The sequence below is a fragment of the Streptomyces tateyamensis genome (assembly GCF_003205575.1).
Classification (GTDB): Bacteria; Actinomycetota; Actinomycetes; order Streptomycetales; family Streptomycetaceae; genus Kitasatospora; species Kitasatospora tateyamensis.
In genome coordinates, this window is sequence record NZ_PYBW01000397.1 from 1 (window position 1) to 231 (window position 231).

The window sequence follows — 231 nt, forward strand, 5'->3', positions numbered from 1 at the left end:
GCCGCCCGCGGCACCGCCCGCCCCGGCGGCTTCGGCCTGCACGGGATGCGCGAGCGGATCGCCGCGCTGGGCGGCCACCTGACGGTGGAGTCCGCGCCGGGCGAGGGCACGGTGGTGGCGGTCTCGCTGCCGCTGGCGGGGGCGCTGCCACCGGTGGCCGGTGCGGTAGATGTGGTCGGCGCGGGGGAGGCGCGGTGATCCGGGGGCTGCTGGTGGACGACCACCCGGTGG

Annotated in this window: 1 protein-coding gene; it reads left to right on the forward strand. The window is 80.1% G+C overall.

The window, feature by feature from the left end:
* Window positions 1–198: ATP-binding protein (locus C7C46_RS33905; protein ID WP_342775469.1), on the forward strand; the 198-nt coding region annotated here is incomplete at its 5' end.
* Between the last annotated feature and the right edge of the window lie 33 nt (window positions 199–231).